We start from the raw sequence: 26,696 nt of genomic DNA, 5'->3' as shown, positions 1-26,696 counted from the left end.
GCGAATGGCCCAAGCGCTCCAAAACGACCGTCAGCAGGCCGCCCTCAAGCGCTCTTCGACCAAGATCATGAAAATACGCATTTTTCCGTTATTTTCGGCATGACGACGTGACGCATCGTCACCTCGCGACTTCGGTTCGCCCTGGGTCGAGATCCCGAACAATACTTAACAGCAACCAAGTAATGTTAACGCTATCACTTCTTGTGGCTGCTGTGTCGGGGGCGTTTTCGCGGTGCTGCATCCGATTGCCGCCGAATCAGTGAGTAACCGAGAAGCTGCGCGCCATTTTGCGCAGTCTGATCCGATGTGCCGCGCAGGCATTTAACTATCAGGTCCATCGCTGCTCTGGACATGGCCTGGATCGGCTGCCGGATCGTCGTCAGCTCCGGCCAGATAGCGGTCGCCATCAGCGTATCGTCGAACCCGCAGACGGTAAGATCGCCGGGAACGTCCATTCCGCGGCGGTGCGCCACGGCTACCGTTGCAGCCGCCATATCGTCATTGCTGGCAAAAATGGCCGTCGGCGGCTCGCTGAGATCGAGTATCTGTTCCGCTGCATCAAGACCGGAACGGTACGTGAAAAAGCCCTGCGAAACGAGCGACGGCTCCAATTCCAGACCGGCTTCGCTCAATGCCGCCAGATAGCCTTCGTACCGTCGCTCGCTGGCGCACTGGTTCGGGTTGCCCTTGATGAAGCCGATCCGGGCATGCCCGAGAGATATCAGGTGCTGCGTCATTTCACGGGCAGCGCTGAAATCGTCGATGCTCACGACCGGTATTCCCCCCGGGCTGTAGCTGGTCGCTACCGACACGATCGGCAGGTCCACAGCCTGAAGCGCATCGACCATCTCCGGCAGGTCGCAAAGCGGGGGAGGGAGTATGATGCCATTCAGCCGGCCGCGCTGAAGGTGCTGCACGAACTCCGCAATGGACGCCTCTTCCTCGAATTGTTCGACGAGGAGATGCACATTGCTGTGGCGGGCCTGATCGAGACTTCCGACGAGCAGCTCGCTGAGATAGGACGCCGAAGGGTTGCTATAGACCAGGCCGATCCGCAATTCATCTCCCCCCGCCAGCGTTCTTGCGGCAACACTGGGGGCATAGTTCAGGGCCTCGATCGATTGCTTGACCCGTTCCCGGGTCGAGGATCGAACCGCGTCGTGGTCGTTGATCACGCGCGAAACCGTCATCGGCGAAACACCGGCATGGCGTGCGACATCACTGATCGTAGGGACATCGCGCGGGCGCCGCGGCGTTTTGCTGTTTTCGGTTTTTATATTTGCAGCCATCTGTCACTTGTGAACGACAGCGACCGAAAGCGCAATTGACCGGAGACAAAGCCGCTCCCCGCTTTCCACTGCTTTGAGGCTGACTTCAAGGCCCTTTCGCCCGCCCGGTCCGCCGCGCTTGAAGCGCTTAGCCGTTCGTAAAGACGATTTACTTTCCGTTGCAATAGAGCGGGTTGGAATAGAACCAGAGATCGCTCCAGGGATCCTCGCCGATTGCGTCCGGCTGCGGTTCGGTCTGGCTTGTATTCGTGCCGCGCACACGAAGATAGGTCGATCCTGCCGGAACTTTCATCCGGTGCGTGATGACCAATACGTCCCCTTCCGACCGCCACTCGCCTGCCGTAAAGCGCCTGACGACCCGTGTGGACGCGTTGCTATCGCCATTACCAGCCGATGCGCTCCCGGCGATCAGGTCGACATGATCGACCAGCGGCACATGGCCCGCCGCGTTCGGTTTGCCGGCGGGGCGAAAGCGGATCGTGACCTCCATCTCCTCGCCAGCACGACCCGCAAGGGTGCCGCCCATCATCACCGAATGCTCGGCATCGTCCGCCAGGGTCGCCGTCAGATCCAGCCGATCGATGAGGCCGCCCGTGGCGACGAACACACGTCCCCCGCGCAGCCCGTCCAGGATATCCTCGTGGTTCGGCGCGGCGAAGACCCAGGTCTTGGAGTATTCCCCCGGCCAGAAGTCCGCCCCGCCCTCACGCCAATGCCCGTGGGAATCGGATGTGGCGGTGATCGTCCAGTGCAGCCCCTTGCCCAGCAAGGCATCCCACGCACCGCCCAAACGCGCGACCATCTGGTCGAAACCGCCCATCGTCGGGAATCCACCGTAGAGCCCGCGTGAGCCGTGCGCCTTGTCCTTGCCGTTTTGGGGAGCGGCAGCCTGATGGCCGGGGGCGCCTTCCATTCCGATCACCACATTCGGCGCCGCCTGCTTCCACGCGAGATACTCGGCGGGAGCATGCAGCCCCCACTCGCCATAGCCCGTCGCCGTGCGCGAAGGATGATTGCCGATCAGGACCGGAGGCTGTGGCAGAGCCGCCATGTAGCGCAGAGCCTCGATCATCCGGCCCTTGGTGTTGCGCGACGGATCGGCCGGGAATGCCTCCCGCTTGCCGAAGCGCGCCTCGATATCGCGCAGGGTGCCGCGCTCGTCAGGGCCTTTCGGCAGGATGAGGCTGGCATGCTCTCCGCCGGGTACGTCGAACTCCATGCCGTAGAACAGGGCCATCTCCGGAACCGCCTGCCTGGCGGCAACCACGTCCGGCCAGGCCCGATCATAGTTCAGCCCCGAATGATGCGGGCCGCCGTGATCGGTCGACACCATCCAGGCGAGTCCGAAACGGCGGCCCATCCGCACGTTCTGAAGGATCGTATGGGCGGAATCGCCGCCGATGATCGGCTCCGGCACGCGGTCCGGATGCTCGGGATCCGGTTCGTAACGCGCACTGTAGACGCTGTGGACGTGATGGTCGCCCGCCAGCCAGCGCCGCTGCGATGTGTCCTGCGCGGAAGCCGGCAGGGCATGCCCGGAAAGGAGAGCGGCAGTAAGGAACAGGCGAGCGGAAGTCATGGGTTTCGAATTCTCCAGGCGTTCGGGCATCGCCCGGCCTTGCGACCGCAGCGATGCCCGAACAGAGGCACATCAGAACTTGGCGCGAACACCGAAGTTGACGGTCCGCCCGAAGGTGTGGATTTCGCTCACTTCCTTCTCGGTCCCGGCGAACGAGACCTGCCGCGCGTTCAGGACGTTCACGGCCTGCATGAACAGCTCTACATTGGGCCGGAGCTTGAAGCTGGCGCCCATGTCGACGATCCCGAAGCCCTTCTGGTAGTAGGCAACGACATCCTCCGGGCTTGGCAGCGAGGTCACGTTGGCGCCGGAATCCGTCATGTAGTTGCTGCGGTAGGTGTAGCTGACGTTGATTTCGAAGGGCCCCGTCTCGAAGAACGGCGTGATCGAGTAGCTGACGTCGGAAACGCCCTGAATGCCTGCTGACTGAATGCCGACGCCGCTGGAATCCAGTTCCAGCTTGGAGGTCGCGAAAGTGGCCGTCGCGGTGACGCCCAGACCGAACGGCAGCTTGTTGGTATAGCCGAATTCGACACCCGAAATGGCCGCGTCGCCAACATTGGTCGGCGTGGCGACGAGGATATCGACCGGCAGGGTGGAACCGTCGTTCACCGCGAAAGCCAGCGTGCGGGTTTCGAAATCGGAGGCGATGTAGTTGCTGATGTCCTTGTGGAAGGCAGCCACAGTGAACGCGCCGAACTTGTCGAAATACCACTCGAACGAGGCATCGAAGTTCCAGGACGTATAAGGGCGCAAGTTGGGATTGCCGCCGGAAGCCTGAAGGTTCAGCGTGGGATCGGCCAATGCGGCGGCGCCCTCGTTGAAGATGCTGGTCACGGTCACGCTGTTCGTGTTGATCGAATTGCGCAGTTCCGACAGCGAAGGGCGCGTCATCGTCCGCGCCACGCCGAGCCGTAGCTGGACGTTGTCGGTGAACCGGAACATGGCGTTGGCGCTGGGCAGGAATTCGGCGTAAGTCGCCCGCGTGGTCGTGGGCAGTACCTCGGTGGTCACACCCCCTGCCCCGTCTGCCACCGGCGCGATCGTCGTGCCGCGCACATCGGTTTCGGTCCGCACATAGCGCAGGCCGAAGTTGCCCGAAACCGGCACGTCGCTAAGTTCGGATTCGAAGTCGATACGGCCGTAGAGGGCCTGGATCTTCTCGCCGATGCGATAGGAGTTCTGGAGGTCCGCCGCAGTCGGCGCCAGATCGCTGGCGCTGGGGCTGACGCCGTCATACTCGCTGCCCAGGGTATAGGCCTCGTTGAACAGCGACCAGTCCACGTTGGTCCAGGGCTGGCGGTTGCCGATCGACTTGTCGAAGGCATTGCCGGGGGCTGGATATTGCAGGAAGGCGTCGGTGCGCGTGAAGCCGTCACGCAATGCGGCGCTGTTGCGGTCGCGGCGCTGGTAATCGCGATAGCGGTCCGACACCTGTCCGCCGAACTTGAGCTTGCTGAACCGCAGCCCGCCCACATCGAAGTCCAGTTCACGCGAGACGTTCAGCACGAAGCTCTTGTCCTCGTCGATCGAATTGATCGGCCGCACGGCGAAGCTTTCGAACGGCATGACCGAGGGATCGGTGAGATCGAGGCTGGAATAGAGCGACTTGATCCGGCCGTCATTGACGACATCGCCGCTGAAATCGAACGTGAGATCGCCGCCGGCGCCGTTCGCGGTGCGATACTGCACGCGCTGGATCGGCGTGTCGAGATCGCTGCGTGCACGGGCGTAGCTGACGCGCGGCTCGATGTGCCAGTCGCCCAGATCCAGCTTCACCGTGGCATTGAGCTGCAGGTTCTGGTGGGACTGGTCCATGTATTCGCTGTAATTGCGAATGCGGGCGCCGCGGATCGTGCCCGCGACCAGCCGGCCGTCCTCGACCACGGCGGTAGACAGATCGAGACGCGAAAGCTGGCTCGGAATGTAATAGGTAAGTCGCCGCTCGGTCGTTTCGTTGTTGAACTGCGAGAACAGGCCGTCAATGTCGATCTCGAACGTCGAGGACGGGCGCCACTGAAGGCCGGCGACGGCGCTCAACCGTTCCCGGTCCTCGGTTTCCAGATAGGGCTGGGCGTCGCCCGGCGCGCGCACGGTGCCCAGGCCTTCCACTTCTTCTTCCTGCCAGCCCATGCGCAGGCGATCGAACTGGACCTTGCGGCGCGAATAGGAAAGGCCGGCCAGCAGGCCCAGCGTGCGATCGCTGTTTCGCCACCCGGCCGAGATCGTGCCGTTCGGATTGAAGCTGTCGGTGCGCTCCTCATAGCCGGCAAAGGCATTCGCGGCCACGAAGGATTCGCGGTCGAGCGGCTTGATCAGGCGAATGTCGACGGTGGAGCCGATACCGCTTTCGACCAGGTCGGCCGTGGGCGACTTGGTGACGACCACGCTGTCGATCAGCGTCGCGGGCAGCACCTGAAGGCGGAACTGGCGGCCGGACTGGCCGGAATTGCGGATGTTCTCGTTGTAGGCCAGCGGCATGCCGTCAAACGTCACCGCCTGGAAGTTCGGGCCAAGGCCGCGCACGCTGATGAACTGGCCTTCGCCGGCCTCGCGAACGATCGTCACGCCGGGTACGCGCTGCAGCGCTTCGGCAACGTTGAAGGCGGGCAGCTTGCCGATGTCGGCAGCGACTACGGCATCGGAGATCGAGTCCGCATTGCGCTTCACTCCCAGGGAGCGCTCGACGCCGTCCGAGAATGCCGCGGTGACGACGATTTCACTGGCCGGGCTCGGTCCTGCGTTCGCGGCTGCCGGCGTTTGAGCGGCCGCCGCCGAAAGAGGGCGGACGATAAGGGCGCCGGAACCGTTGCGCACGACCGTCAGCGAAGTGCCCGCGATCAGGCGGCGAACCGCCGTTTCGGCATCGAGTTCGCCGGATACGGCCGGGGCCCGCAGGTTTGCGACCGCCTCGCGCGTGAACAGGATGTCCTGTCCACTGTCACGGGCAAGCTGCTCCAGCGCGCGGTCCATGGGCTGCGCCGCGATGGCCACGCGAACCTGGCGCGTCTGGGCATGAACGCCTGGCGCCATGCCAATAGTGCCAAGAGCCAGGGCAAGCGCCGCCGATCGGCAAAGCTGCCGTTTGAAAGAAGTCATGTCCGATATCCCCGTTCGGACGCTCGTGGCGAGCGCCGCTTATGGCATCGTCGTCCCGCGTTCGATTTTCCCCACTCCCCGGTGAAGAAAAATTTTTAGCGCCGATTTTTGGCGGCAATTATCTGTGGTCGGCGGAGATGCGAATCCTGCCGGGTTCCTCCGCGATCGCCACGGGAAGCAATATCGCCAGCGAACGGGCAAAGCCTTCGGGATCGCCCACCCGGTAGACGCCGCTGAGGCGCATCTCCGCCGCATTGGGATCCGACACCACCAGTTCCCGGCTCGTGTAGCGGTTCATCTCCGCCACGGCCTGCGCCACGGTTTCATCCCGGAAAGCCAGCCTGCCGCTCTGCCAGGCGAGCAGATCGTCGATTTCCGGCCGATCGAGCCTGTCGTTCCGGCCGGGTTCCATGGCGATCCGGTTCCCCGCCGCCAGAACCGTTCGCGCCCTTACGGATTGCACGCTGGCGCTGCCCTGGATCGCGGTAATCGCGACGGCATGCTCATCGCGGCGCAAGTCCAGCCGCCCCGATTGCATCACGGCGGAAGTGTCCCCCGCCTCGATCACGAAGGGACGGGCATCGCGGGCGATCTCGATATCGACACGGCCGGACGTGAGCGTCAACAGGCGGCGCGACGCATCGGCCGTGAAGCGAACCCGCGTGCTGGTGTCCAGCATGATGCGCGTCGAATCTTCCAGCCGGAACCGGCGCTGCTCGCCAAGGTCGGTTTGATAGACCCCGGCATGGGCGTGCCGCCAGCCGAGCCCGAGACCACAGGTCAGGATCAGTCCGGCGCCGCCTGCCAGGACCGCGCGCCGCGAAGTTTGCTCACGCTGTACGGGAGGAGCCGGGCGGGGATCGTCACGCAGGCCACCCACCGCGTCCCAGATGCCCGATGCTTTCTCGAATGCCCTGGCGCGTGACGGATCGGCCCCGAGCCACGCACGAAAATCGGCCTCGTCATGGACGGATCGATCGTCAGCGTGGAGCCGAGCCAGCCAGTCCGCCGCCTGCCGGTTGATACTCTCCGGCTTGCTGCGGAAGATCACGTCAACAATTCTCCATCCAGTCGGTCAGATGCGCCATGGCCCGCGAAATATGCTTTTCGACGGCGCTCTGGCTGATGCCGAGCTGCTCGGCGATTTCGCGGTATTTAAGGCCGTCCAGCCGATACATCAAGAAAATCTGCCGGGTCCGGGGGCTCAGTTTTTCCATTCCGCCGCGCAGGCGGTCAAGCTGTTCGCGGGCGATGAGAATTTCGTCCTGCAAAGGGTGGCTGTCCGCGACCATGTCCACATCGGGATCCCAGACGATCGTTTCCCCGGCCCGGCGTTCGCGGCGATAGGCATCGATCCCGCGTTTGCTGGCCACGCGGGCGAGAAGCGCATCCTCATTGCGCGCCAGCGTTTGAACGCTGGCCACGTTGACCCATGCGTCGTGAAGCAGATCCTCGGCATCGTCGCGCCGGGTCATGCGTGCCACCTGGTCCCGCAGCCGGGCCCAGCTGAACGCCGACTTCGGAGCAAATTTCGTTAGATCCGCGAACCCCATCGCTGGGGCACTTAAGAAGTAAAGAATGCGGTTTCATGACAGGCAAGCGCGTGACGGCCCATCACCGTCACGCGCGCGCCTTGGAGACCGTTTGAAAATGCCCCGTTGGCATTCTGGGGCCTCTGCCGCAAAATTCGCGTTTCGCGAATTTTGAAACGGCCTCCTGGAGCAGGCTTCGATCTGCTCTAGGTTATTGGTTTACCGCGTTTTCCGGGTCATCAGGTAATTCCAGCTGATGAGAAAGCGCTCTAGAACCGGAAGCGCGCGCCCAGTCCGAAATAACGGCCTTCGTCGCGCACATCTCGCGCGTAGTACCGGTCCTCGCTATACTGCCAGTAGTTCTGAAATGGCTGCACCAGAAGATTGGCCGCATCGAAATTCAATGTGACTTGTGGAATCGGATTGAAGTTGAACGAATATTCCAGTCGACTGATACTGCGGACACCCTCCCCGTTGTAGACACCGTTGGCGTCGAACAGATTGCTGATCAGATGTGGCGAACGGTGGTTGTAGGAAAGGCGAGTCGATATCTTGCCTTTTTCATAGAACAACGCAGCAACTGGATCTTCGGAAGGAAGGAAATGTCCGTTTCCAGATCGACGTCGGTGCGCCATTGCCAACCCTAGCCGTTCGCGCTCGATGGCCTAGGCCGTGCTGAGGCTGGCGCGGTAGCCGGTTACGACGATATCGCGCCGTATCACCGGCTTCAAGAGACTGGCTCTCGTCACAGCGGTATCCTGAGCATGTGCTGACGCGACGGTCAGCGCCAGCGGCGCAGCCGAAATCAAGAGCGCAAAGCGGCTCATCAAAATCCTCCCCGTTAAGCAGCAGCTTCTACCTCGCTGCTCGCCCTTATTTGTCAGAGTTGAAATCATGGTCAAGCGATTCTGTCCACCGCTGGCATATCCAGCGTTAGTTCCGCTTGAATCGAATATTCCTTGCTTTTGGCGTTTTGCCAGCGATAGACAAAAATACGTTGACTTGGACGATGCTGAAATTTAGTCGGACTACATAGGTCACAAAACAAGCGCGCCAACTCGAAGATCATCGGGTCGATAGGCACGCACGGACCATCGGAGGGGAAGACATGCGATCAAATCGATACAGGCTGGCGCTTCGGGTTTCCGTGGGCTTGTCCGCCTTGGCAATGACCGGCCAGGCGCTTGCTCAAACGGCATCGTCCGGATCGGAAACGACGGAAGATGCTGGCGATAACGGATCCGCCGACGTCACCGCGAACGATATCGTCGTGACCGGCTTCCGCCAGAGTCTTCAAAGCGCCCAGAATATCAAGCGGAACGCCTCGGAGATCGTTGATTCCATCGTGGCGGAAGACATTGGCAAGCTGCCGGACAACAACCTGGCGGAAGCACTGCAACGCATTCCGGGCGTGCAGATCACCCGGCACCATGGTGAGGGTAGCGGCATCTCGATCCGCGGCCTGTCGCAGGTCAACACGCTGATCAACGGACGTGAGGCGTTCAGCGACAACGGCCGAAGCCTTTCGCTCGAAGCGATCCCGGCCGAGGTTCTCGCCGGCATCGACGTCTACAAGAATCCCTCGGCAACACTGATCGAAGGCGGGCTTGGCGGTGTGGTCGATCTGAAGACCCGCCGACCTTTCGACTTCAAGGGCTTCCAGGCAAGCCTCAGCCTTCGCAACAACTACTACGACTTCGTCGACAAGTCGCGCCCGCAGATATCCGGGCTTGTTTCCACTCGCTTCGACACGGGTCTGGGTGAGATCGGCGTGCTGTTCGGGGCCGCCGTCATCAAGTCTGCCGGACGGCGCGACCAGCAGGGCATGGAGCCTTTCAACAACCGCTACAACATCGCCGATTTCAACGGGAACGGTGTATTTGCCGGTCGCGGCGCCTCCAACGCCGCCGCGCAACTGGTGGATCCGGGCGATGCGGTGCTAGCCCCCAACGGTGGCGGCGCAACGATTGAGATAACCGACCGCACCCGAACCGCCTTCAACGGTGCAGTGCAATGGAAGCCAAGCAGCCGACTGTCGCTGTACGTGGAAAGCTTCTACAACAAATACGACTACAATCAGGACGGCTACCTGGCCTACGCCAACCGCGGCCCGCTGCTTGCAGCCGAGGATGCGAACTTCACGTTCCATGAAGGCACCAACGTCGTCAAATCGGGATCCTATCGCAACGTCGAATTCACCGCGAACGCAAGCCAGGCGCCTACGCGCTCCCATGTCTGGCAGATCGCCGGCGGCGGCGAATGGAACGCTACCGACGACCTGAAACTCAGCACCGACCTGGCCTACACCAATTCCAAGCGCACGAGCGACTTCAACGCCACGCGCGTAGGCAACAACGGCAGTACGACAGGAACCAGGCTCGACTTCGACACGTCAGGCCCGCAAGCGCTGCTGAACCTCAGCGGGTTCGACTTCAACGATATTTCGAAGTACCGCTTCCTGGAGTCTTTCGCCCAGCGTGAAGTGGCGAAGAGCGACGGCCTCGCCGGTCGGCTTGACGCGGAATATACGTTCTTCGATTCAATCCTCAAATCGGTTTCGATCGGCGGTCGCCTGACGACGCGCGACGTCAGCCGCATGCAGGGCACCCAGAACCATTTCCCGCCGGCCGCTCCGGGGCAACCTGCGAACACCTTCCCCGGCACGTTATTGCCCGAAGCCTTCATGCCGATCACGCTCGCTCGCGATTTCTATCGCAACGGCAGCGTCCCCAATCCCATGAACGTCGTCCTGTCCATCCCGATGGCTCTACAGCGCGATCAGGCGCGGCTGTGCCAGGTATTCGGCGACACCGTGTGCGCTCCTCAATTCAATCCGAACAATACCTATTCCCAACGCGAACGCACCTATGCCGCTTATGGGCAGGCAAGCTTCGATCTCGATCCGGTGGGCATCCCGGTGGACGGGACGATCGGCGGGCGATACGTCCGCACCGAACTGGCCACCAACGGCGTCGTCACGGCGCCAACCGGGGCAACCTCCCCGATCGACCAAAGCTCCAGCTACAACGATTTCCTGCCCAGCGCGAACCTGCGCGTAAAGGTGACGCCCGATCTGTTCGTGCGCCTTGCCGCGGCAAAGCAGCTTACCAGGCCCGGTTTCGGCAGCCTCAGCCCGACGCTCAACGTCACCTCGCTGGCGGCGAGCGGCATCCTGAACATCAATGCCGGCAATCCCGACCTGAAGCCGCTCAAGTCCACCTCTTACGACATCAGCCTCGAATATTACTTCAGCGCGAACGGCTACGCTTATTTTTCGGGCTTCAAGAAGGACGTCACCGGCTTCATCCAGAACTTCATCTCGCGCGAGACGGTGAACCTGCCCGCCTATCCAAATGTCACGCAGGCAGACATCAACCGGCCCCGCAACGGCGAAAACGGCACGATCAAGGGCTTCGAAGTGGGAGGACAGACATTCTTCGATTTCCTGCCCGCCCCCCTCGATGGCTTCGGCGTACAGGCGAACTACACTTACGTGGAATCGAAGGCTCCTGGGCCACTGGCGGGGCAGAGCGTGCCGCTCGAAGGATTGTCGAAGCATAGCTACAATCTGGTCGGCTTCTACGAGAAGGGTGGTTTCCGCGCCCGCATCGCGTACACATGGCGCGATGACTACGTCGAAACGACCAGCGGCCCCGGCTCGGGCGCCCTTCCCATCTACGTGAAGCCGTTCGACCAGCTCGACGCTTCCATCGGATATGTGGTCAACGATCATTTCGACATTTCGTTGGACGCCTCCAATCTGCTGAACTCCTCGACGAACACCTACTTCGGCGAGACGATCCGCCCCCGGTTCAATAGCGTGGTGGACCGACGGATCGGCCTGGTTGTTCGCCTGAAGACCTGACGACCGGGAGCGAGGAGATGGCGCGGGCACCTGCCCCATCTCCTCGCCCGCACTTTTACGAATTCCGCCCCTGCGGAAAGACTGCTGAAGAGGATGAGAATGTTGCGTTTCGGACGGCTTTTGACCACGGCCTGCATTCTTGCCCCCTTCCCCGCGCTCGCGGCGGACGAGCCGCAGGTCCATGCGGTCCAGGTCGATCCGGCCCGCCCCGACTGGGAGAACCCGGCGGTGTTCGCGATCGGCAAGTTGCCTGCCAGGGCAACCGCATTTCCCTTCGAAAGTCGCGAACTCGCCCAGGCCGGCAGGCGTGACCGGTCAGCCCGGTTCGTATCGCTCAACGGCCAATGGAAGTTCTCGTTCTCACCGAACGCGGACAAGCTTCCGACAGGGTTCGAGCAGCCCGGCTACGATGTTTCCGGCTGGGCATCGATCAAGGTTCCGGCGGACTGGCAGGCAGAGGGATACGATCAGGCGCGCTACAACAACTGGCGATATCCCTTCGTGGCCAATCGGCCGCTCATACCGCACGAAACCAATCCGGTGGGATCCTACCGGCGCGATTTCGAAGTACCCGCGGGGTGGGCCGGACAGGACGTGATCCTGCACATCGGAGCCGCCGGATCGGCCTATTACGTGTGGGTGAACGGTCGCAAGGTCGGCTATTCGGAAGACAGCAAGCTGCCGTCCGAATTCGATCTGACCGATCATGTCCGGCCCGGCACCAACACCGTGGCGATCCAGATCTTCCGCTGGTCCGACGGTTCTTACCTGGAGGACCAGGATTTCTGGCGGGTTTCGGGCATCGAACGCGATGTCTACGTGATGGCCGCGCCCAGAATGAGGATCCAGGATCACTTCATCCGCGCCGGCCTGGACGCCAGCCAAAAGGACGGCGAACTCAAGCTGGACGTCGTGGCGACACCGGGCTCACGCGGGCGGGTGAACCTGACGCTGATGGACGGAGAAAGGATCGTCCTTCGCCGCAGCATGCCGCTGCCGGCATCGGCGGCGGAACGCCGGGTCGTGCTGACGGGAACCGTCCCCTCGGTTCGGGCCTGGACTGCCGAGACTCCGAACCTCTATCCCGCGCTGATCGAGCTGGAGGACGGCTCCGGCAAACTGCTGCAATCCACGCCCACCCAGGTCGGCTTCCGCACCGTTGCGATCGAGAATGGCCTGGTCACGGTCAACGGAAAGCCGGTGACGATCCGCGGCGTCAATCGCCATGAGCACGATCCTGAGACATTCCATGTGATCTCGCGCGCGTCGATGGAACGCGACGTGCAGTTGATGAAGCAGAACAACATCAACGCGATCCGCACGGCCCACTATCCTAACGATCCCTACCTCTACGAGCTTGCCGATCGCTACGGCCTCTATGTGATGGACGAGGCGAACATCGAGAGCCATGCCTACATGGAGTATGGCAATCGCGTGCCGGAACAGCGCGCCAAATATCAATTGGGCTTCGACCCTGCCTGGCGCGATGCGCACCTGTCGCGCGTGATGAACATGGTGGAGCGCGACAAGAACCACCCGTCCATCATCTTCTGGTCGCTGGGCAACGAAGCGGGCATCGGCCCGACCTTCGAGGAGGCAGCCAAGGCCGTGAAATCCCGCGATCCGGGCCGATTGCTGAGCTATCTCGGCTGGGGGCCGCTGCGGCCCGGCGATCATCGGCCCAACTGGTACGCGGACATCTATGCGCCGATGTACGATCCTGCGGCCAAGATGGACGATTACGCCACGAACTGGTCCTATCGCCAGCCGATGATCCAGTGCGAATATGCCCATATGATGGGCAACTCGGGCGGAAACCTGAAGGAATACTGGGATACGATCCACGCGCATCCCCACAAGTTGCAGGGCGGTTTCATCTGGGACTGGGTGGACCAGTCGATGTACGGCTACACCAAGGACGGACGACGGTACTGGGCCGACGGCAGCGAATACGGCCCGAATCCGACGGGCGACATCGAGTTCGGGGATGGCATCATCCAGTCCGACCGAACGCCCCACCCGGCCCTTTACGACCTTCGCAAAGTTTCCGAGCCCATTCAATTCGCCGATTTCAATGCTGCCGACGGCACTCTCAAGGTTCATAACCGCCAGGACTTCCTCGACCTGTCGGGCTACACCTTCGAATGGCAGATGCTGGAGAACGGTCGACCTGTCGCGGAGGGGCAGATCGCGGCACCTTCCATTGCTGCCAGGGACGTCGGATCGCTCACGATCCCGCCGGCGAACGTACAGCGCAAGGCCGGTGCCGAATACATTCTCACCGTCCGCGCCCGAGCCGGAGAGGGAACCATTCCTCTCGTCGCAGCGGGCACGGTGATGGCCTGGGAACAGTTCCCGCTCCAGTCGATTGCCGGATCGGCTCCAGATCGCTCAGGCACGGTTGTTGCAGTGACCGAGATCGGAGACACGGTACGATTGTCCGCGGAAGGGTCCACGCTTGCGATCGATCGCAAGACCGGGTTAATCCTGTCGTACAGCAGGGATGGCAGGGTTCTGCTGCAGGGCGGCGCCCCGAACTTCTGGCGCGCGGAAAACGACAGCAGCCGTGGGACGGGTCTCGCAAAAGAGTTGTCTGTCTGGAAGGAATTGAGCGAGCACCGCCGTGTCACTTCCGTCCAATTGAAGAGAGAGGCGAACGGCAGCCGCTCCGCGATCGTCGAGTACGCGCTCGGCCAAGGGGCGACGCTCGGCGCTGCAAGGTTCAGATCGACCTATCGGATGGAAGGAGACGGATCGGTCTCGATCTCGGCCGCCTTCACACCGGTCAAGAAGGATATGCCCCCGCCTTACCGTGTCGGCTTGACGTTCGATTTGCCCACCGACCTGGACACCGCGGAATGGTACGGCCGCGGCCCGCACGAGACTTATGTCGACCGGAAGGTAGGCGCCCCGATCGGCATCTGGCGCGGGGCTCTTGCCGATCAGCCGCACGATTACAGTCGCCCGCAGGAAACCGGCAACAAGGTCGATGTCCGGTGGATGGAGCTTTCCGGCACAGGGCATGGCCTCCACGTGGAGGGCACCGGCCCGCTCATGATGAACGCCCTTCCTTTCGCATACTCCAAACTCTACCGCCGCCCACCAGGCACCTGGAAATGGACCGACATAACCCCGGGACCAATGGGAACGCTTCTGGTCGATGCCGCGCAATGGGGCATCGGGGGAGACGACCAGTGGAGCGACCTCGGCCGTCCCTTGCCGCAATACCGCGCGAAGCTTGAACCCATCAGCTTCGAGCTCCGCCTCTCCGCCACGAATGCTTCGTCGATAAAGCCGCCCGGCAAGGATAGCGCCGCCGACTGGGGCATTTTCGAGAACTAACTCCTAAACGATCAACCTGGAGAATGCTTCAGGGCACAGCTTGAACCGACACCGCGCTCAGCCTCCCTGAGCGCCAACCTTCAGGCTCCCGCCCCTCGGCGTGGGAGCCTTTTTTAGGATGCCCTCACCCGATCTTTGGCACCCGATCGGTGGATTCGGCGGGAACGACCTCCATTGCGAAATCGGGCAGAACGGGAGGATCCTTGCCCTCGATCCGTGCGATCAGGCGCATCGCCGCGCCTTGCGCCATGAGATCGAAAGGACGATAGACCGATGCCAGCGCCGGCGTGAGCATCTGCGTGATCATGCTGCCGTCGAAGCCGATTACCGAGAGATCGGCCGGCACGGCCACACCCCGGCTTGCTGCGACCTTCAGCACACCCGCCGCCATGATATCGTTTGCGGCGAAGATGCCCGTAGGTCTTTCGCCAAGCGAAAGAAGGCGGGTTGCGGCGGCCACGCCCGACGTAAATCCATAGTCCCCATCGGCCTCTGCCACCGAGACGCCCGCCGACGCGGCTTCATCGACGAAACCGGCTCGTCGCTCCCGCGCTGAAGTCACGTCCGCCGGACCATTGACGATGCCAAGCCGGCGATGCCCCAGATCGATGAGATAACGGGCGACCCGTGCGCCCGCTTCGCGTTCCTTGCTGATGATGACATCGCAAAATCCGTCGATCGGGACGGAAGACAGCGCGACAGCAAGGATACCGGCTTCCGCCAGGGCGTCCGCCAGCCCCGGTATCCCGGAGATGGGAGGGAGAACGATCAGTCCATCCACTTTCGACCGTTCCACGAACGCAAGCAGTTCGTCGATCGCGGCCTGGGATTCCAGCGAATTCGGGTGCGTGATCAATTCATATCCGCTGCTCACCGTCGCCGATATGACCGCCCTCTGTATGGCGTCCAGCACCAGCGCATTATGGTCGTTGTGGATCAATCCGATCAGGAACGACCGCCTCAGGGCCAAGCCGCGCGCGCGGGAACTCGGCGTGAACTTCAGCTGGGCAATGACCTGTTCTATGCGCTCCCTGGTCGCCGCGTTCACCAGGGATGAGCCATTGAGAACGCGAGAGACGGTTCGGATGGAAACGCCCGCCACCGCGGCCACGTCTTCAATCGTTGTCTCGCCTTGGCGCCGCGTATCGTTGTGATGACTCATCGCCACCTCATGCCCTGCGGCAATGCCACTATCAAGCCGCCCTTTTTGCGCGGCAGCACCGAGACCGGTTCGCCGAAATCATATTATATCCCGCCCGAGCCGGTACGCGAAATGCCGCCGGGTCCAAAGCAGGTGAAGAAGGACAAGTCCGTCCCGCGCCTCGCTCAGCTTGAGATAGAGACGCCGAAAATCGTCATGCCCGGCACCAACCTCATGACTGCTGCGCCGCTCGCCCTGCCCAATCCTCGGCCACCGATCAAGAAACCACCGCGCCGGTCAGCAAGGCCGCGCCACCGCCCCCGCAAGTGTTGAGACCATCGAACTGGTCGTGCCGGTCGAATTCTTCATGCGGTGACGAAAGGAATAGGCGCAGTATCGCCGGAACTGCACCTTCCTTCAGAGTTTCCGCAATCGTCCACCAGAGCAATTCCCAAGCCGGTAATTCAACGACCAAGCCCTTGAATTACACAGTCATTGCAGTCGTCTGGCCTTTTCCACGCGAAAATTCAACTTGAGGGCGCACCGTCACCGTTGCCGTCAGGTCCTGCTCATCGAGGACATTCGCGGCTTGCAGCACGATCGATGTCGCTTGAACGGTTTCAAGGCATTGCTTTATGCGCCTTGTTTCGTCCTCATGGTGGACGATCATTTTTTCCACCCCTTCCAAAACCTTGGCAGCATCTGGATTTCTTATGTCGAAGACATAGTCCTGCTGCTGAAACAGCGCCGCAAGGTCGGTATATTTGCTGGCCCACCCGAGTATGACTGCGGGAACACCGCTTCTGTAGGCAAACACAATCGAGTGATAGCGCGAAGCAACGATATACTTGAAGCGGGCGATGATATCTATCAGTTCCGGGCTTGAGAACTCTCCGGAAATCACCTGGATCCCATTGCCGTTTTCAACCTTCCCCAAGACCTGGTTCACAAGACCCAAGTCGGCGGTAGATGTGCAGATAATGTAAACGCTCTCGCCTCCATCGACCAACTTCTGGAGCATTTTCACATAGAGATCGAGAACCGCCGCATCATCCCCGGTCCTGAAGACATTCTTGTTCAGAATGAAGCCAACAGAATTCTTCGTCGGATAATTTGAAATGCGAGGCTTGTAATCGACCAAAATCTGTCCGGCGCTAGGAAAATCCTTCTCCCTGATAACCATGTCCGCCGATAGTTCGACATTATGCAGCCCAAGAGACCTAAGGCATTCATAGCCTTCGCACTCGCGCGCATATATCTTCAGCGGATAGGCCAATTCCTTCCTGACCTCATCGACGAACTTCGCGTCGTCCTTCTCCCCCCAATCGAACGGACCGAAGCTTTGGGGCATGAGGATAATTTTCTTCTTGAATTTCCGAGCAATCTTGATCGTGTCCAATAAGATTCTGCCGCTCTGCTTGGGCCACCCGGAACCCAGCGTGTATCCGCTTGCGTCGAAAATGGCATCCGCTCTTTGCAGAGCTTTTCTCATTTCACCAATCGTGTCGTGCCACCGATCGCTTTTTCTCAGCCGACCGACGATGCCCGTCAATAGGGGCGCCAGGAACGGCACCCTATACAGGCCGTACTTCAAGACAGATCTTGTGAAGTCGTCATACGGCAACAGGCGGAACGAATATTGTTCCGGATCATCGTACTTGTTTGCAAATCCGATGACCTCGCACTCTCCGTAGATTGACTTCAGGGAGTTGCTCAGGGAAAGAAACATGGCCTGCGCACCTTTGTTTCTCATCTGAATGCCGGTGATGATAAACGTCTTCATGTTTCCGAACCCTCCCCTTGATAGTTGATCCGCCCCAGGGCCTCATTACCGATCATTTGCTTCTCAGTCCGCCGCCAATTCGTACCAGTGGCTGAGCGATTGACCACTCATCTTCTCCAGTGCCTCAATCGAAGGACTGTAATAATCGTTGAGACGTTTCCGCAGATCTTCAGTCAGGGCCGGGTACCGGGTTTCGCGCGCGACCAGACTCCGCACGGCCTGAAACGCCGGGGTGCCGCGCAAGTGGCGAGTAATGGGGCTCATCCAGGCAAGATTCTTGCTCAATCCCGGAGGCACGACCGGCACCGTCCTGTCTTTCACCTTATCCTGCGCGTCAGGAGCCAAAGGCCGCGGCGGTAGGCCAAGATGAGCCCGGACCCGCGAAATCTGCCTTTCCGGGGTGTCCCGAACATCCTCGAAAAACAGGATGAGCAGCGACTCACGCCCGAACATATCGATATAGGATTGCAGATGGGATGCGAAATTGCCGGCGACGAGGAACCGCATGTTCTCACCCAGTGCGGGATCGATGTAATTACCGATATCACACCCGACTTCGCCGCGCCTGAAAAGCATGCAGTAGTTAGAATAGGCCCGTTCTACCGGGCTACGTAGCTGCACAATCAGCTTCGCATGGGGCAGATGGCGGTGCAGGCGCTCCGCCGCTTCTGGGGTATACAGGTAGGAATTCGATTTCTCGCCTACGACTTTCCCGGCGCCGCTTTCGTTGAACTGTGAGAGATACCAATCTTCGCCACGGCTGTACTCCCTGGAGAAATAGTGCAGCTCGGGATCGGGCATGTAAACCGCCGGATCCGACTGTAACTGTTTCTGCAGCCAGGTGGTAGCCGATTTGGCCGCCCCGATAATGATGAAATCGATATCATTAAATTGCATTGGATACTTGCGCCTCCGGTTGATGCGCTGGCCAGGAAAGGGAAAACTCGATGATCTGACGCAATGCGATCCGGATTGCTGCAGGCGCTCATAGCGCCCTGGAAACGGCCAGCTTTTCCCGTGGGATTGGCGGACGTTTCCATCAAAAGATCGCATGACTGCGCTGCGCATCGGCTCCCAAATCACGTTTTCAAAAATATACGTGAACGGCCCCCGGCCAGGAACTGATCTTTCGGCTTAGGCCCGATGCACTCCCCGATGTTGGTACATCGGCAAAATCAGCCTATGCAGGATTATATATACCGGCGACTTGAAAGGCGGAGAAACCCAGCATTTCCGCGCATTATGGCATTGCCGCGAAGTTGGTTGCCTTAAGATTGGCGCCGGCTGACGCCCCCGATATCCTGCTCGCGACACTCTCGCGCGCGCGCAATGGACCAGCCCGCCATCGCGCGACATTGACGGCGAGATATCGCCCCGTGGATTTAGGCAGCTATACGCCGTTCCGCAGCGGGCCGGTCACCCCTTACCCTGTGACACGACGGTCAGAACCCAGTCCACGGCCTTACGCACGTCTTCATGTCCCGTCGTGATCCCCACGCGCTCCTCGTTCGCGAGGGTGCGGGTGATCGCGACAAGGATCGTCGTCAACGCCAGCGGAGAGACCACATCGGGCAGGACCGGCGCCGTTTCCGCCACCCGCCTTACCGCCGCCTCCTGCAAGGCGCGCGCGCGGCCCGTGGCCTCTGCCAGCACCGGCTGAAGGCTCTTGCGGTGGTTGGACAGCGCGATGAACTCCACCCCCAGCGCCGAATGCGCCCAGTTCGACTGGAACTCCCACAAGGCCCGCAGGGGATCACCCGCCGCCAGGATGGCGTCGAGGTCCGCCGTCGATCGTTCGGTCATGCGGGCGTGCAGGGCGATGAACAGATCGTCGGTGGCGGGGTAATAGTAATGTATCGTGGCAGCGTTAAGCCCGATTTCCTGCGCGATCCGACGCGTGCTGACGGCGGCGTATCCCTCTGAAACCATGAGGCGTTCCGCCGCATCCAGGATGAGAGCGCGGGTGGTCTCGGGATCGCGGCGAATGCGCCTGGTATGCTCCGGTTCCACGAATTCAGCCTCCTTCGCCGCCATTACGGCTCCCATGCGACAGAGGGCGATTGACGGCAAGTCATCTCGTTACTAAACACTAGTTCAGTAACGAGAGACACTGAGGATGCGCGGCATGGGCCTGCAGTTCGAACCGATCACGTCCACCATTGGCGCCTATGTCCACGGAGCTGCCGCCGACATGGTGGAAGAGGGCAATCCGGAGGCGATCCTTGCGGCGCTGAACCGCCACAACCTGCTTGTCTTTCCGCAGGTCCACATGGCGGACGAAATCTTCCTCCAACTCACCGCGGCGATGGGCGAGAAGCACGATAATTCCGTAACCGACGACGGCACCTCGGCTAGCCGGAAAGGCATCTTCCGCATCGCGCTCGACAAGGACGACCGCACCCAGCGCGAATTCATCCTTGGCAACGACTACTGGCACATGGACGGCATGTCCTACCCCGTGCCGGTCAAGGCCACACTGCTCAAGTGCGAAAGCGCCCCCGTCGAGGGTGGAGATACCGGCTTCGCCAACCTCTACGCCGCCTACGATGCGCTCCCCGCCGAAAGGAAGCAGCGGCTCGCCGGGCTCCGCGTCGGACACTGCCTTTCTGCCTCGCTGCGCCGGCTCTACGACAGCCCGACGCAGGAGGATTTCGATCGCTGGGATGCCATCTTTCCGCGCCTTGAGCATCCGCTGGTCTGGACGCAGGACAGCGGCCGCTCGGCAATGTTGATCGGCTCGACCGCCAACGACATCGCCGGGATGGACGAGATCGCAGGCCGCGAACTGCTGGACGAACTTCTCGACTGGGCGACGCAGGAGCGCTTCACCTATCGCCACAAGTGGTCTCCGGGCGATCTGGTGATCTTCAACAACCCCGGCCTCCTGCACCGCTCCTTTCCCTATACCGACACGGCGCGCAGGGTGATGCACCGCACGACGCTCAAGGGCACGGAAGCGACGGGAGCAAGCGCACCCGCACAAGTGGCGACCCAATCCACCGGATACTGACGCACCCGACAACAGGAGAGGACAAGGAACCGCCCATGGTACTCGAACGCGCGGAAGTCATCGTCAAGGATGGCATGATGGAAGAGTTCCTCGATGTGCTGGCCCGACAGGCCATGCCGCTGACGCAGACCTTCACCGGCATCGTCTCGTTCACCGCGCTGCGCGGTGTGGAGGAGGAGAATTCGGTTATGTTCCTTGCCGAATGGGACTCGATCGAGGCGCACCTCGCCTCGCGCCCGGAACCCGCCCATGCCCGCTTCCGCGAGGTCGTCGGCCCTTATGTGCAGGGCGCGAAGCAGACCGTGCACTTTTCGCCGCTGGGAACGGTGCGCCCCGCCTGAAACGCCTCGATGATCCGGGAGTGAGGACGATGCGGATAACGAAGCTGGATGCGCCGCGCTGCAAGGGCGGCGAGAACCCGATGTGGGATGAGGCGACCGGCCTGCTCCATTACATCGACAATGTGGGCCGGAAGGTTCACATGTTCGATCCGCAAAGCGGGCAGGCGCGCACGCTCGACATGCCTTCGGTCATCACCACACTGGTGCTTCGTGCCGGCGGAGGCGCGGTGGTGACGCTGCGCACGGGCATCCACTTCCTCGACCTCGACAGCGGCGAACTGACGGTGATCGCACCCCTGCCGGACGACTCACGCAACGTCTACAACGACGGCAAGGTGGACAGCCGGGGCCGGTTCCTGATCGGCTCCAGCACACGAATGGATGATCCCCGCCCCGACGGCGGCCTGTTCCGGCTCGACCCGGACCTCTCGCTCTCGCGGCTCGACGATGACATTCATTTCTCCAACGGCCCATGCTGGTCGCCGGACGAGCGGGTGTTCTTCTTCTCCGATAGCTGGCGCCGCACGATCTACGCCTATGACTACGAGATCGCGACCGGAGATGTCTCCAACCGGCGCCCCTTCGTCAATACCGAGGCGCTCGGCGGGCTGCCCGACGGCGCCACGGTCGACTGCGAGGGGCGGCTTTGGGTAGCCCTCTACGAAGGTTCCGCGATCGCCGCGTTCCGGCCCGACGGAACGCTCGAGCGCCGGATCCACATGCCCGTACGACACCCGTCCAGCCTTGCCTTCGGCGGCCCCGACTTCGACCGGCTGTTCGTCACCACCATCAACCACGGCGGCCATGAGGATGATCCCGAGGATCCCGCCGGATGCCTCTTCGTCATCGACGGCCTCGGCGTGCGCGGCCGCGCAGAACATCGCTTCGGCGGCTGATACCAGGGAGATTGCAATGATGACCATCGAGCAACGCCTCGCCGCGCTGGAAGCCCAGATGCAGGACGCCCGCGACCGCCAAGCCATCCTCGACTGCATCAAGCGCAATTCGCGCGGCAACGACCGGTTCGATATCGACCTCGTCACCAGCAGCTATCACGCGGACGGCCTCCATGAGCTGGGCGAGAGGCACATTTCCGGCCGCGAATACGGCGAGCATGCCAATCGTGCCCACAACGCGCTATTCGATGCCAACCTGCACAACGTGACGATGCACATGTGCGAGATCGACGGCGACGTGGCCCATGCCGAAAGCTACAGCCTTGGCGTATTCCTGGATAAGGGCGCGGAAAAGGCCCGGCTGCTTGCGGGACGTTACATAGACAGGCTGGAAAGGCGCGACGGCGAATGGCGGATCGCCTTGCGCCGCGCGACGGTGGAGATCGCGATGGAGGGCAGCGCGGTGCTGCCTAGCGGATCGACGCTGGTAGGCGCGGGCTACCTGCGGGGCAGCCGCGACCGGGAAGACCCCTCCTACGAACGCCCGCTCACGCCCGATCACGGCGGACGCTGGTAATCCATTTCACAAGGAAGTTGCACATGTCGCTGGAAGGGAAAGTCGCCGTGGTCACCGGCGCCGCACGGGGGCTCGGCCGCGCGATCGCGCTCCGTCTCGCGCAGGATGGTGCCGCCGTATCGGCCTGGGATCTCGACGCGGAGGGTGCCGCAGGAACCGCAAGGATGATCCGCGACCGGGGCCAACGGGCCATCGCCTGCAGCGGCAACTGCGCCGACGCCGCCCGGATCGACGAGGCACTGGCCCGCACGCACGAGCATCTGGGTAAAGTTTCGATCCTCGTCAACAACGCCGCCCTGTCGCCGTTCTGCCGGTTCGAGGAACTGACCGGGGAAGCGTGGGACGCGCTCATGACCGTCAACCTCAAGGGCCCGTTCCTGTGCTGCAAGGCCACGATCCCGGACATGCTGGAGGCAGGCTGGGGCCGCATCGTCAATATCTCGTCCTCATCGGCTCAGACCGGCTCGGCGGCGCAGACCCATTATGCCGCATCCAAGGCCGGCGTGATCGGGTTCACCAAGTCCCTCGCGCAGGAATACGCGACCCGCGGCATCACCGTGAACACCGTGCCGCCCGGCTTCGTCGATACCGAAGGGCTTCAGGAATCCCCCGTCGACGTGGCAGGCTATGCCCCCTTCACGCCGATGAAGCGCCCCGGCCGTCCGGAAAACATAGCCGCTGCCGTGGCGTTCCTTGCCTCTCACGATGCGGACTACATCACCGGTCATACGCTCAGCGTGAACGGCGGCCGCTACTGCAACTGACCGGGGCGAGGAGCCCCTTCACCCAAGCCCGAGCGCTTGAAAAATCGCAGACGCTGCGGCAACAGCGCCTCATGAGCTTGGACATCCCGGTACGAGAGACAATGGTCGCCGTCGCCACCGTCCTGCGCAGCGCCCGCGACCCCTGGTGGATCGTCACGAGCGGGGCGGCAGCACTCCACGGCGCGGCTCCCATCTCGGTTTCCGACATCGACGTCATGTTGAGCGTCCGCGATGCGAAAGACCTGTTTTCAAGAATAGGCATCACCCAGGCACCCCCGTCCGTTCACCCTCGCTTCCGATCCGAAGTGTTCGGACAATGGAAGGAGAACCCGCTGGTCGTGGAGTTCATGGCGGACTTTACCCTGCGTGATCTTGACGGCGTGTGGCGACCGATGCGCCCCACCACGCGCCAGAGCTTCACCATCGCGGATACGACCGTATATGCGCCGGAACTGGCGGAGTTGCGCGGAATGTTCCAACGGTTCGGCAGGCCGAAAGATCAGACGCGCATAGCCCTCATCGACAGGATCACCTGAGGCGCAAGGCGCCGCCCTCTCCTAGCTCGAACGCGGCACGGCCTGTGCGATGGACAGAACTTCCATGCGATCGTCCGCACGAAGATAGCGCATCGCTGTGTCTTTCAGGTCCGCCGCCGTAATCGCGCGCAGAAGATCCGGCGCGCGTTCGAAGCGCAGGATGTGGTCCGATCGCGTTTGCGATCGCGACACGAGGCCCATCCAGCCTCCGTTGTTCTTAAGCGCATTGGCGAACCGTTGAAGCATGGGTTCGCGGGCGCGGCGAAGGGTGTCCTCGTCGACCAGATCCGTCCGCAATCCGGCAACGACCTGCTCGATCGCATGGCGGGTTTCCGGAATGTCGGCGGCATCGATCGACGCATTGACCTGGAAGTACCCATAGCCCTTCCAAACATGCGACATAAAGCTGGCCGACCCCGGCGAGTAGGCCTTGCCGAGCTTTTCGCGCAATTGCTCGGTCAGCCGGATGTCCATGACCTCATGCAGCAGTTCCAGCCTCGCCGCTTCAAGCGGATCGGCGTCGTCGCGGGTGGGCCATAGCATCCTCAGGATCGCCTGGTTCGCCGGCCCCTCGTGCCGGACGACGTGGCTGGCGGCGCCCTTCGGAAAGATGCGGAGCGGCTGCCCTTCATGCGTGTCGAAAGCCTGTTCGCGCAGCGGCAAGGCGCCGAAGGTACGGGCCAGCAACGCAAGGACGGTCTCTTCGTCGAAGTCACCGACCACGCCGATCTCGATTGCTCCATGCGCTAGGCGATCGCCGATATCGGCTTTCAGTCGGGCGAAGGAGAGGCTGCGGTAATCGTCGGCGGACCCCAGCGAGAAACGCGGATCGCCGCCGCTCGTCAGGCTGCCCAGCCGCGCCTGAAGCGCCGATTTCGGCGTCGCATCGATCTGCGCGAAGCGATTGTCGATCGACTGGCGATAGCGCACTTCGCCCTCGGGACGGTATCCCGGATCGGTCAGGAGCGCGGCCAGCAGCTGCAATTGCAGTTCCAGATCGCGCGGCGTGGTGACACCGCCCGCATCGAAGGAATCCTCGCCGGCGCCCAGCCCCATGCCGACGCTGCGTCCGGCCAGGATGGACTTCAGCTCATCCGCGCTGTGCCGGCCGAGACCGCCCCCGGCAAGGCTCGACGCCAGTTGGGTCGCGCGAGGATTGTCGAGCGTATTCAACCGGCTGCCGCCGTCCACCGCCAGGCTGACCCGGATGCGCCCCTTTTCGAGTTCGGTGCGCCGCAGGTTGGCCATGACGCCGTTGGCGAAGCGGACCTGCCGGATACCCCGGTGCGACCGCGTATCGGCCATGACCTGCCCCGGCGTGCCAAAAGCCGTATAGGCGAAGGGCTGCGGCTTGGCCTGGGCCCCCTTGCCGATGCTCGATTGCTGCACAGAGGCCCAGGCGGACCGCAAGGCCTCCTCGCCCCCCTCGGGAGCCTTGCGTCCGGCAAAGCGAATGATCGGTTTGTCCAGGGGAACGGCTTCCCGAAGCATCGCCTCCAGCACGTCATCCGGCGTGATCCGGGGCGCCAGCTCCTCCACGCGCTCCAGCGCCGATTGCGGCGTGGACGGAACCACGCGGTCGTCCACCAGACCCAGGGCCAGTTGCGCCAGGCCCTTGTTGCTGCGGGTGTCGGACGAAGCGGCGGCGTTGCGCGCTCCGGTAAGCAGCCGCGCGACCTGCTCCGCCACCTCATCGGCGGTGAAGCCGTGCTCCAGCGCGCGCCGATATTCGAGACCGGCCGCGATCATGCCCGCGCGCCACTGCCCGTCGACGGTGCTTATGCCCAGCGCGGTCGAGCGGGCCGTCTCGAAAAGATCGCCGGTGCCGAAACTTGCGCTGCGGAAAGGCGGCTTCGTCCCGTGGGCGAGCCGGCTCAGCCTGCGGTTCACGATGGCATATCCGATCGCGCGGAGAATGGCCTGCTCGCGGTTTTCGAGCGTATCGGTTTCGTCGATATAGTCGCCGCTGCGCTGGATCGTCACATGTTCCGACAGGGCAGGGGCGGTGTAGATGCGGACCCGGTCTGCGTCGGCCGTGTCGATCGGGCCAGCGTCAGGCTGCGCCTCGGCCGGGTGCGACTGCCAATCGCCGAAGCGGCGCCGGATGTCCGCCTCCACCGAATCGACATCGATATCCCCCACGATCACCAGCGTGGTCTGGGCGGGCACATACTCGCGCTCGTAGAATGTGCGCAGCGACTGGGCGGTGGCGGCCTCCAGCGTCTCGGTCGTGCCGATCGGCAGCCGCCGGGTGTAGAGAGAGCCGGGGTAGAAGAAGTCCATCCCGTCGGTGGTATTCCGCAGCGCCGGTGAATCGCGGTCGCGCATTTCCGCGAGCACCACCCCGCGTTCGCGCGCCACGGCATCGGGCGCGATCGTCAGGTTGCTGGCGGTCTCCCGCATCAGCATCAGGGCGGTATCGAGAAGTTCGCGATCCGCGCGCGGCAGATCGAGCTTGTAGAGCGTGCGACTGAAATTGGTGGAGGCGTTGGTGTCCGATCCGAATGCCAGCCCTGCCCGCTCCAGCAGGGGCACCATCTGGCCTTCGGGAACGTTGTGCGATCCGTTGAACGCCAAGTGCTCCAGGAAATGCGCGAAACCCCGCTCGTTCGGCGCTTCATCGAGTGAGCCGACATTTACGTCCATGCGGACGACGACAGTGCCCGCCGGCGTGCCGTTGCGGCGCAGCACATAACGCATGCCATTGGCGAGGCGACCGACGCGGAAGGCCTCGTCCATGGGAACGTCGCTGCTTTCGAAGGCCCACGCGGTATCGTCGACGCGGATGGGATCGCTGGCTGCAAGGGGCGTGGCCGCGAGAAGGAAAGCGATCGGGACAAGCGAGGTCTTCATGGTCAGGCGCGAGGCTCCGTGGAGTGGGCGGCAGGCGCAGTCGGTGCGAAGGTGAAAGGCCCTTCCCGCTTGCCGCGATGTTTCTGGAA

The 26,696-nt window shown here is 62.3% G+C and carries 21 protein-coding genes; 8 read left to right on the top strand and 13 right to left on the bottom strand.

The genetic code is table 11. The features are described 5' to 3' along the window. Positions 1-194: 194 nt before the first annotated feature. From ACI3K3_RS12460 to ACI3K3_RS12425, 8 genes are all read right to left on the bottom strand, one after another. Positions 195-1,289 (bottom strand): LacI family DNA-binding transcriptional regulator, encoded by a 1,095-nt coding sequence (locus tag ACI3K3_RS12460; protein ID WP_404914077.1) that lies wholly within the window; start codon positions 1,287-1,289, stop codon positions 195-197. Between the two features lie 148 nt (positions 1,290-1,437). Continuing rightward, positions 1,438-2,868, bottom strand: coding sequence for a phosphoesterase (locus tag ACI3K3_RS12455; protein WP_404914075.1), 1,431 nt, complete (start codon positions 2,866-2,868; stop codon positions 1,438-1,440). Positions 2,869-2,940: 72 nt separating this feature from the next. Beyond that, positions 2,941-5,967, bottom strand: a complete 3,027-nt coding sequence (locus ACI3K3_RS12450) for a TonB-dependent receptor (protein WP_404914073.1) — start codon at positions 5,965-5,967, stop codon at positions 2,941-2,943. Positions 5,968-6,085: 118 nt separating this feature from the next. After that, positions 6,086-7,018: a FecR family protein gene (locus ACI3K3_RS12445; RefSeq protein ID WP_404914071.1), complete on the bottom strand. Its 933-nt coding sequence runs from the start codon at positions 7,016-7,018 to the stop codon at positions 6,086-6,088. Between the two features lies 1 nt (position 7,019). Next, the gene (locus ACI3K3_RS12440; RefSeq protein WP_404914069.1) at positions 7,020-7,520 is read right to left on the bottom strand and encodes an RNA polymerase sigma factor; all 501 of its coding nucleotides are present in this window, start codon (positions 7,518-7,520) and stop codon (positions 7,020-7,022) included. 248 nt (positions 7,521-7,768) lie between these two features. Next, entirely contained in the window at positions 7,769-8,134 is a 366-nt protein-coding gene (locus tag ACI3K3_RS12435) for a hypothetical protein (protein ID WP_404914067.1), read from the bottom strand. 30 nt (positions 8,135-8,164) lie between these two features. Beyond that, a complete protein-coding gene (locus tag ACI3K3_RS12430; protein ID WP_404914065.1) occupies positions 8,165-8,326 on the bottom strand; it encodes a hypothetical protein in 162 nt (53 codons plus the stop codon). Positions 8,327-8,397: 71 nt separating this feature from the next. Continuing rightward, entirely contained in the window at positions 8,398-8,568 is a 171-nt protein-coding gene (locus ACI3K3_RS12425) for a hypothetical protein (RefSeq protein WP_404914063.1), read from the bottom strand. A gap of 39 nt (positions 8,569-8,607) precedes the next feature. Between ACI3K3_RS12425 and ACI3K3_RS12420 the strand changes: the two genes are divergently transcribed. Both ACI3K3_RS12420 and ACI3K3_RS12415 read left to right on the top strand, forming a co-directional pair. Continuing rightward, positions 8,608-11,364 (top strand): TonB-dependent receptor, encoded by a 2,757-nt coding sequence (locus ACI3K3_RS12420; protein WP_404914061.1) that lies wholly within the window; start codon positions 8,608-8,610, stop codon positions 11,362-11,364. A gap of 93 nt (positions 11,365-11,457) precedes the next feature. After that, a complete protein-coding gene (locus ACI3K3_RS12415) occupies positions 11,458-14,706 on the top strand; it encodes a glycoside hydrolase family 2 TIM barrel-domain containing protein (protein ID WP_404914059.1) in 3,249 nt (1,082 codons plus the stop codon). A 124-nt stretch (positions 14,707-14,830) separates the two neighbouring features. Here the strand turns inward: ACI3K3_RS12415 and ACI3K3_RS12410 are convergent, their stop codons facing one another. From ACI3K3_RS12410 to ACI3K3_RS12395, 4 genes are all read right to left on the bottom strand, one after another. Next, a complete protein-coding gene (locus ACI3K3_RS12410; protein WP_404914057.1) occupies positions 14,831-15,868 on the bottom strand; it encodes a LacI family DNA-binding transcriptional regulator in 1,038 nt (345 codons plus the stop codon). A 463-nt stretch (positions 15,869-16,331) separates the two neighbouring features. Next, on the bottom strand, positions 16,332-17,630 hold the full coding sequence (locus ACI3K3_RS12405; protein WP_404914055.1) for a polysaccharide pyruvyl transferase family protein: 1,299 nt from the start codon (positions 17,628-17,630) through the stop codon (positions 16,332-16,334). A 63-nt stretch (positions 17,631-17,693) separates the two neighbouring features. Continuing rightward, positions 17,694-18,698, bottom strand: a complete 1,005-nt coding sequence (locus tag ACI3K3_RS12400; protein WP_404914053.1) for a sulfotransferase family protein — start codon at positions 18,696-18,698, stop codon at positions 17,694-17,696. A gap of 348 nt (positions 18,699-19,046) precedes the next feature. Then, complete coding sequence (locus ACI3K3_RS12395) at positions 19,047-19,664, bottom strand: TetR/AcrR family transcriptional regulator (RefSeq protein WP_404914051.1); 618 nt, start codon at positions 19,662-19,664, stop codon at positions 19,047-19,049. Positions 19,665-19,755: 91 nt separating this feature from the next. Between ACI3K3_RS12395 and ACI3K3_RS12390 the strand changes: the two genes are divergently transcribed. The 6 genes from ACI3K3_RS12390 (at position 19,756) to ACI3K3_RS12365 (ending at position 23,754) form a co-directional block, all read left to right on the top strand. Further along, on the top strand, positions 19,756-20,640 hold the full coding sequence (locus ACI3K3_RS12390) for a TauD/TfdA dioxygenase family protein (RefSeq protein WP_404914049.1): 885 nt from the start codon (positions 19,756-19,758) through the stop codon (positions 20,638-20,640). A 35-nt stretch (positions 20,641-20,675) separates the two neighbouring features. Then, positions 20,676-20,981 (top strand): putative quinol monooxygenase, encoded by a 306-nt coding sequence (locus ACI3K3_RS12385; RefSeq protein WP_404914047.1) that lies wholly within the window; start codon positions 20,676-20,678, stop codon positions 20,979-20,981. A 29-nt stretch (positions 20,982-21,010) separates the two neighbouring features. After that, complete coding sequence (locus tag ACI3K3_RS12380) at positions 21,011-21,877, top strand: SMP-30/gluconolactonase/LRE family protein (protein WP_404914045.1); 867 nt, start codon at positions 21,011-21,013, stop codon at positions 21,875-21,877. Positions 21,878-21,896: 19 nt separating this feature from the next. Next, positions 21,897-22,454: a nuclear transport factor 2 family protein gene (locus tag ACI3K3_RS12375; protein ID WP_404914043.1), complete on the top strand. Its 558-nt coding sequence runs from the start codon at positions 21,897-21,899 to the stop codon at positions 22,452-22,454. Between the two features lie 23 nt (positions 22,455-22,477). Further along, entirely contained in the window at positions 22,478-23,218 is a 741-nt protein-coding gene (locus ACI3K3_RS12370) for an SDR family NAD(P)-dependent oxidoreductase (RefSeq protein WP_404914041.1), read from the top strand. A 71-nt stretch (positions 23,219-23,289) separates the two neighbouring features. Beyond that, positions 23,290-23,754: a hypothetical protein gene (locus ACI3K3_RS12365; protein WP_404914039.1), complete on the top strand. Its 465-nt coding sequence runs from the start codon at positions 23,290-23,292 to the stop codon at positions 23,752-23,754. Positions 23,755-23,775: 21 nt separating this feature from the next. Here the strand turns inward: ACI3K3_RS12365 and ACI3K3_RS12360 are convergent, their stop codons facing one another. Further along, the gene (locus tag ACI3K3_RS12360; protein WP_404914037.1) at positions 23,776-26,607 is read right to left on the bottom strand and encodes a M16 family metallopeptidase; all 2,832 of its coding nucleotides are present in this window, start codon (positions 26,605-26,607) and stop codon (positions 23,776-23,778) included. Positions 26,608-26,696 lie beyond the last annotated feature (89 nt).

The organism is Novosphingobium sp. ZW T3_23 (genome assembly GCF_044987305.1).
Lineage (GTDB): Bacteria > Pseudomonadota > Alphaproteobacteria > Sphingomonadales > Sphingomonadaceae > Novosphingobium.
The sequence above is the reverse complement of the archived record's forward strand: the minus strand, read 5'-3'. Positions and strand labels throughout refer to the sequence as shown.